The following is a 6,000-nucleotide window of genomic DNA, read 5'->3' as shown; positions in this document are numbered from 1 at the left end:
CTCACCGAAGTGAGTCGGGGTATCAACATATCTGGCGTTGACTTTTGGCACGCTGTTGAGTTCTCAAGGAACGGACGCTTCCTTTGTACTCACCCTCTCGGGCTTTCCTCCGGGCGCTTCCCTTCGGTGTTTCTTTTGTTCTTCGTTCTTGCGTTTCCGACTCTATCAGACTCTTTCGTGTCCGACTTCCTCGGTGCCTTTCCGGTTCCCGCTCCGGCCTTTCGGCTTTCGCGTTTCCCTTTCCGGCGGTTCCGACTTTATCAGGTCTCATTCGACTCTCTGACCACGGTTGCCGCAGACATGCGGAACCGGACCCAGGGATAGGATCTGACTAGAAGGATGCCGCTGGGGCCGGACGCTTACTGCGTCCCACGGCCCCAGGCAGGAGTACGACTGTACATCGGGCCCCGGGCGGGCGCAAATCGTTTGTGCACTGCCTCTACGTCCGCCAACCGGGACCACTCATGCGGAACCGGGACTTCTTATGACTTACCCTTCTGAACAGTGCGTCGTCCAGGACAGGTAGTGACGGCGGCTATGTATCTCCACCCCCTGGGAGGCTTGCCATGACCAGTGTTTCGTCCCCGCTTGCAGGACGGGCCATTGGGCTCTCTGCTGTACCGGATCCCGTGTTCTCAGGCGCCATGGTCGGGCCCGGCACGGCTATCGATCCCGCGCGCGAGCCCTCCGAGGCCGTCTCTCCCGTGGACGGCATCGTCGTCTCCCTCCACCCGCACGCCTTCGTGGTGGTCGACGACCAGGGTCACGGCGTGCTGACGCACCTCGGGATCGACACCGTCCAGCTCAACGGCGAGGGCTTCGAGCTCCTCGTCAACAAGGGTGACACCGTGCAGCGCGGCCAGGCCGTGGTGCGCTGGGACCCGTCGGCCGTCGAGGCCGCCGGAAAGTCGCCGGTGTGCCCCATCGTGGCGCTCGAGGCCACCGCCGAGTCCCTCTCCGACCTCGTCGAGGACGGCGAAGTGAAGGCCGGCGACGCGCTCTTCAGCTGGAAGTGACCTCATCGCCGTCTCTGACGGCACGCAGGACAACCACCGCGGCGGCTGGGCCCGTCGCACAACCGGAGACGGGTGAAATGGAGACAACGCTGCGAGGCGTCGGTGTCAGCCACGGTGTGGCGGTCGGCGAGGTTCGGCACATGGGTACGGCGGTTCTCGAGCCGCCGGCGAAGCAGATTCCCGCGGAGGAGGCCGAGCGCGAACAGGGGCGCGCCCGCCAGGCCGTGGAAGCTGTGGCGGCCGACCTGAATGCGCGCGGCAATCTGGCCGGTGGCGAGGCCCAGGCGGTGCTCGAGGCGCAGGCCATGATCGCTCAGGACCCGGAGCTCATGTCCGACGTCGACCGGCGCATCACCGTCGGCAGCACGGCCGAGCGCGCTGTCTACGACGCGTTCTCCCACTACCGCGAACTGCTCGCCGGTGCCGGTGAGTACATGGCCGGTCGGGTGGCGGACCTCGACGACGTGCGGAACCGCATCGTCGCGCGCCTGCTGGGCGTGCCGATGCCGGGTGTCCCGGACAGCGACGAGCCGTACGTACTGATCGCGCGTGACCTCGCGCCTGCGGACACCGCGCTGCTCGACCCGGCTCTGGTGCTCGGCTTCGTCACCGAGGAGGGCGGGCCCACGAGTCACAGCGCGATTCTGGCGCGTGCGCTCGGAGTACCGGCCATCGTCGCGCTGCCGGGTGCCGGTGAGCTCGCCGAGGGCACGGTCGTGGCCGTGGACGGCAGCACCGGTGAGATCTTCGTGGACCCGAGCGCGGAGAAGCGGGCGCAGCTCGAGGCCTCCGCCGCCGAGCGCAAGGCCGCGCTGGCCGCGTCGACCGGTCCGGGCGCGACGTCCGACGGGCACAAGGTGCCGCTGCTCGCCAATGTCGGCGGTCCCGCCGACGTACCGGCCGCCGTCGAGGCGGGAGCCGAGGGTGTCGGCCTGTTCCGCACCGAGTTCCTGTTCCTCGACGACAGCAGCAAGGCGCCGTCCGAGGAGAAGCAGGTCGAGGCGTACCGCAAGGTGCTCGAGGCGTTCCCCGAGGGTCGTGTCGTCGTGCGTGTGCTGGATGCCGGTGCCGACAAGCCGCTGGACTTCCTGACGCCCGCCGATGAGCCGAACCCGGCGCTCGGTGTGCGCGGGCTGCGGTCGCTGCTCGACCACCCCGAGGTGCTGCGCACGCAGCTGACCGCGCTGGCCAAGGCCGTCGAGGGGCTGCCCGTCTACCTCGAGGTCATGGCGCCGATGGTGGCGGACCGTACGGACGCCAAGGCGTTCGCGGACGCGTGCCGTGAGGCGGGGCTGCAGGCGAAGTTCGGTGCGATGGTCGAGATTCCCTCGGCGGCGCTGCGGGCGCGCTCGATCCTTCAGGAGGTCGAGTTCCTTTCGCTGGGCACCAATGACCTCGCGCAGTACGCCTTCGCCGCCGACCGGCAGGTGGGTGCGGTGTCCCGGCTGCAGGACCCGTGGCAGCCCGCGCTGCTCGACCTGGTCGCGCTGTCCGCCGAGGCGGCGAGCGCCGAAGGCAAGAGCTGTGGCGTGTGTGGTGAGGCGGCTTCCGACCCGCTGCTCGCGTGTGTGCTGACCGGTCTGGGTGTCACCTCTCTTTCGATGGGTGCGGCGTCCATTCCTTACGTGCGCGCGACGCTCGGCAAGTACACGCTGGCCCAGTGCGAGCGTGCCGCGTCCGCGGCGCGTGCCGCGGACAGTGCGGAAGAGGCTCGCAAGGCCGCGCAGGCGGTGCTGTCGGGCGAGTAGCCGACGAGCTTGCTTTTCCGAGGGCCGCCCCACCGTTCGGTGGGGCGGCCCTCGGGCGTTCAGTGCGTGTGTCCCCCTGCGGGGTCTTCCGCTTCGAGGCTGGGTGCCGCGCAGTAGTCGACGCCGGATTCGGGGGCGACGAGCTCGCCGGAGATGGCGTCGGTGCAGTAGGCGTCGAAGACCTCGGCCGCGGTGAGGGGCTGGAGTCGGCCGCCGTTCATGCGCCAGCCGTGGACGCGGTCGCGGGTGCCTTCGGCGCTGGTGCGCAGCACCATTCCGGCTGCTCGGTGGGTGGCGATGCCGACCGCGAGGACCGTGGCGAATTCCAGGGCCTCGGTTTCGTCGAGCTGGGCGCGGCCCTCGGCGTCCACCTCGACGTGGAGTGCGGCGAGGAGGGTTTCGGGGTCGGATGGAACGCTGCAGACGAGGTGGCGGGTGCCGGGTCGAGTGGTGTCGAGGGCCTGGGTGATGAGTGCGGAGGCTCGGGCGAAGGCGGCTCGGCCGATGTCCTCGCCGCAGGTCGCGCAGGTTCCTGCGCGGGCGAGCACGACCGTCGCGTACTCCCAGGTGGCCCGGCGGACCGCTTCGTCGACGAGGTCGGGGACGAGGTCGGCGAGCGGCTGGCCCTCGTAAGGAACGGTGGGGCCGCCCGATGCCAGTGCGGCGGTGAAGCGGCTGCGGCTGTCCGGGGCGTCCGGGTTCAGTCCGGTCTCCGCGCAGTACCCCTGGTACTCCTCGGGGTCGAAGAGGGCGACGGTGGTGTGCCGGCCCTGGGCGGCGAGGGTTCTGAGGAGACCTTCGACCTGCTGGAGGTAGGTCTCGTGGTCGTCGAAGGTGAAGGTGCGGTAGCGGCGCATGGCCGCGAAGTCCTCTTCGTCGGCCAACAGGCCGATGGTGCCGACGACTTCGCGGCGCAGTGCGCGTCGCATCGTTTCGTTCCGGGTGTGCGCCATGGTTTCCCCCTGCATTCGGTCGATCAATGCTCACTCACAGTAACGAGAGGCACTGACAACGGCCGCTGAGCTGCGGGAAGGGGCCACGGTCAGGAGCGCTTGCGGGCCAGGTCCGCGTAGAAGTCGAGGAGTTCGAGGCGGTCGACGGAGCCCGGATTGACCGCCTTGTCCAGAGGCGTGCCCTGCAGCAGGCGCTTGACCGGGACCTCGATGCGCTTGCCGGTGAGGGTGTGCGGGATGCCGGGGACCTCGATGACCTCGTCGGGCACGTGGCGCGGGGAGAGCTGCTCGCGGATCGTCAGCTTGATCCGGTCGCGGAGGGTGTCGTCGAGGGTGGCGCCTTCGGCGAGGTGGATGAAGAGCGGCATCCAGTAGCCGCCGTCGGGCTGTTCGACGCCGATGACGAGGGACTCACGGATCTCCGGGAGCCGTTCGACGGCTTCGTAGATGTCGGCCGATCCCATGCGGACGCCCTGGCGGTTGAGCGTGGAGTCGGAGCGGCCGTGGATGACCACCGAGCCTCGTGAGGTGAGGGTGATCCAGTCTCCGTGCCGCCAGACGCCGGGGTAGGTGTCGAAGTAGCTGTCGTGGTAGCGGACGCCGTCCGGGTCGTTCCAGAAGTGGATGGGCATGGACGGCATGGGGTTGGTGACGACCAGTTCGCCGACCTCGTCGGTCAGCGGCTTGCCGTGGGGGTCCCAGGACTGCAGGTCCGTGCCCAGGCAGGGTGCCTGGAGTTCCCCGATGTGCACGGGAAGGGTCGGGACCGCTCCTGCGAAGCAGGAGCAGACGTCCGTGCCGCCGCTGACCGAGGCCGTCCACAGGCCGCCGGGGGTGTCGGCGAACTCGTCGTGCAGCCAGCGGAAGCCGTCCGGGGGCAGCGGGGAGCCGGTCGTGGCGACACAGCTGACGCGGGAGAGGTCGAAGTCGCGGGCGGGGTGGACGTCCGCCTTGCGGCAGGCCATGACGTACGCGGCCGAGGTGCCGAAGAGGGTGGCTCCGGTGCGCTCTGCGATGCGCCATTGGGCGGCGGTGTCGGGGTGGCCGGGGCTGCCGTCGTACAGGACGATCGTGGTGCCCGTCAGCAGGCCGGAGACGAGGAAGTTCCACATCATCCAGCCGGTCGAGGTGTACCAGAAGAAGCGGTCGTCGGGGCCGAGGTCGCAGTGCAGGCCGAGCTGCTTGAGGTGTTCGACGAGGATGCCGCCCTGGGACTGGACGATCGCCTTGGGCAGGCCGGTGGTGCCGGAGGAGTAGAGCACCCACAGGGGGTGGTCGAAGGGCACGGCTTCGAAGGTGGGGGCGGTGTCCCCCGAGGTGAGGGCCGACCATTCCAGGGCGCCGTCGGGGGCTTCGGTGCCGAGGAGCGGGATGTGGACGACCGCGCGGAGGCTGGGCAGTTCGGAGCGGAGCTCGGCCACGGTGTCGCGGCGGTCGTGCTCCTTGCCTCCGTAGCGGTAGCCGTCGACGGTGAACAGGACGACCGGTTCGACCTGCTGGAAGCGGTCCAGGACGCTGCGGGCGCCGAAGTCGGGGGCGCAGGAGGTCCAGACGGCGCCGACGGCGGCGGTGGCCAGGAGGGCGACGACGGCCTGCGGGATGTTCGGCAGGTAGCCGCTGACGCGGTCCCCGGGGCGTACGCCGAGGTTGCGCAGTTCCGCCGTCAGGGAGCCGACCTGGCTGCGCAGCTCGGCCCAGGTGACGGGCTGCGGCTCGTGGCTCTCGTCGACGTACAGGAGGGCCGGGGTGTCCGCGCGCGTGGGGTCGTCGGCGGCGCGCAGTGCGTGCTCGGCGTAGTTGAGGGTCGCTCCGGGGAACCACTCGGCACCGGGCATGGTGCGGTCGCCCAGCACGCGCGCGTAGGGGGTGGTGAAGCGGACCTCGAACCAGTCGGTGACGGCCTTCCAGAACGTCTCCAGCTCGGTCACCGACCAGCGGTGCAGCGTCTCGTAGCCGCCCTCGGCCGGGGCTCCGTAGTGCTCGGCGGCCCAGGCCTGGAACCGGGTGACCTGCGCTTCGGCGATCCTTTCCGGGCTCGGCTGCCAGAGCGGCGCAGGGTTCGCTGAGGACGTCATGGGGCGGCTCCCGGACTGTACGCGTCGTATGCGTGTGGAGTGCGCACGTGCTGGGTGTGCGCGTGAACACGGCTGCAAGGGACGATGCCACGTGATCGACTTCCGCACCAGGGTGTGCCTCACACAGCCAGCCCCGCCGATATGTGCCGTCGCCCCAGGTGAACGGCCAATGAACGGGGCACACATACGCCCTCTTCGGTGGCAGGGT

The 6,000-nt window shown here is 69.6% G+C and carries 4 protein-coding genes; 2 read left to right on the top strand and 2 right to left on the bottom strand.

All coding sequences use genetic code 11. The features are described from left to right. The first annotated feature begins 566 nt into the window (after positions 1-566). Together AC068B_RS31600 and ptsP are read left to right on the top strand one after the other, a co-directional pair. On the top strand, positions 567-1,016 hold the full coding sequence (locus AC068B_RS31600) for a PTS sugar transporter subunit IIA (protein ID WP_150182667.1): 450 nt from the start codon (positions 567-569) through the stop codon (positions 1,014-1,016). 77 nt (positions 1,017-1,093) lie between these two features. Then, positions 1,094-2,764: a phosphoenolpyruvate--protein phosphotransferase gene (gene ptsP, locus AC068B_RS31595; protein ID WP_478674949.1), complete on the top strand. Its 1,671-nt coding sequence runs from the start codon at positions 1,094-1,096 to the stop codon at positions 2,762-2,764. Positions 2,765-2,823: 59 nt separating this feature from the next. Here the strand turns inward: ptsP and AC068B_RS31590 are convergent, their stop codons facing one another. Together AC068B_RS31590 and AC068B_RS31585 are read right to left on the bottom strand one after the other, a co-directional pair. Beyond that, positions 2,824-3,717: a hypothetical protein gene (locus tag AC068B_RS31590; RefSeq protein WP_478674948.1), complete on the bottom strand. Its 894-nt coding sequence runs from the start codon at positions 3,715-3,717 to the stop codon at positions 2,824-2,826. Positions 3,718-3,806: 89 nt separating this feature from the next. Beyond that, positions 3,807-5,792, bottom strand: a complete 1,986-nt coding sequence (locus AC068B_RS31585; RefSeq protein ID WP_478674947.1) for an acetoacetate--CoA ligase — start codon at positions 5,790-5,792, stop codon at positions 3,807-3,809. Between the last annotated feature and the right edge of the window lie 208 nt (positions 5,793-6,000).

It is taken from the genome of Streptomyces sp. NPDC042371, assembly GCF_056437465.1.
This window is presented reverse-complemented; position numbering and strand designations above follow the sequence as displayed.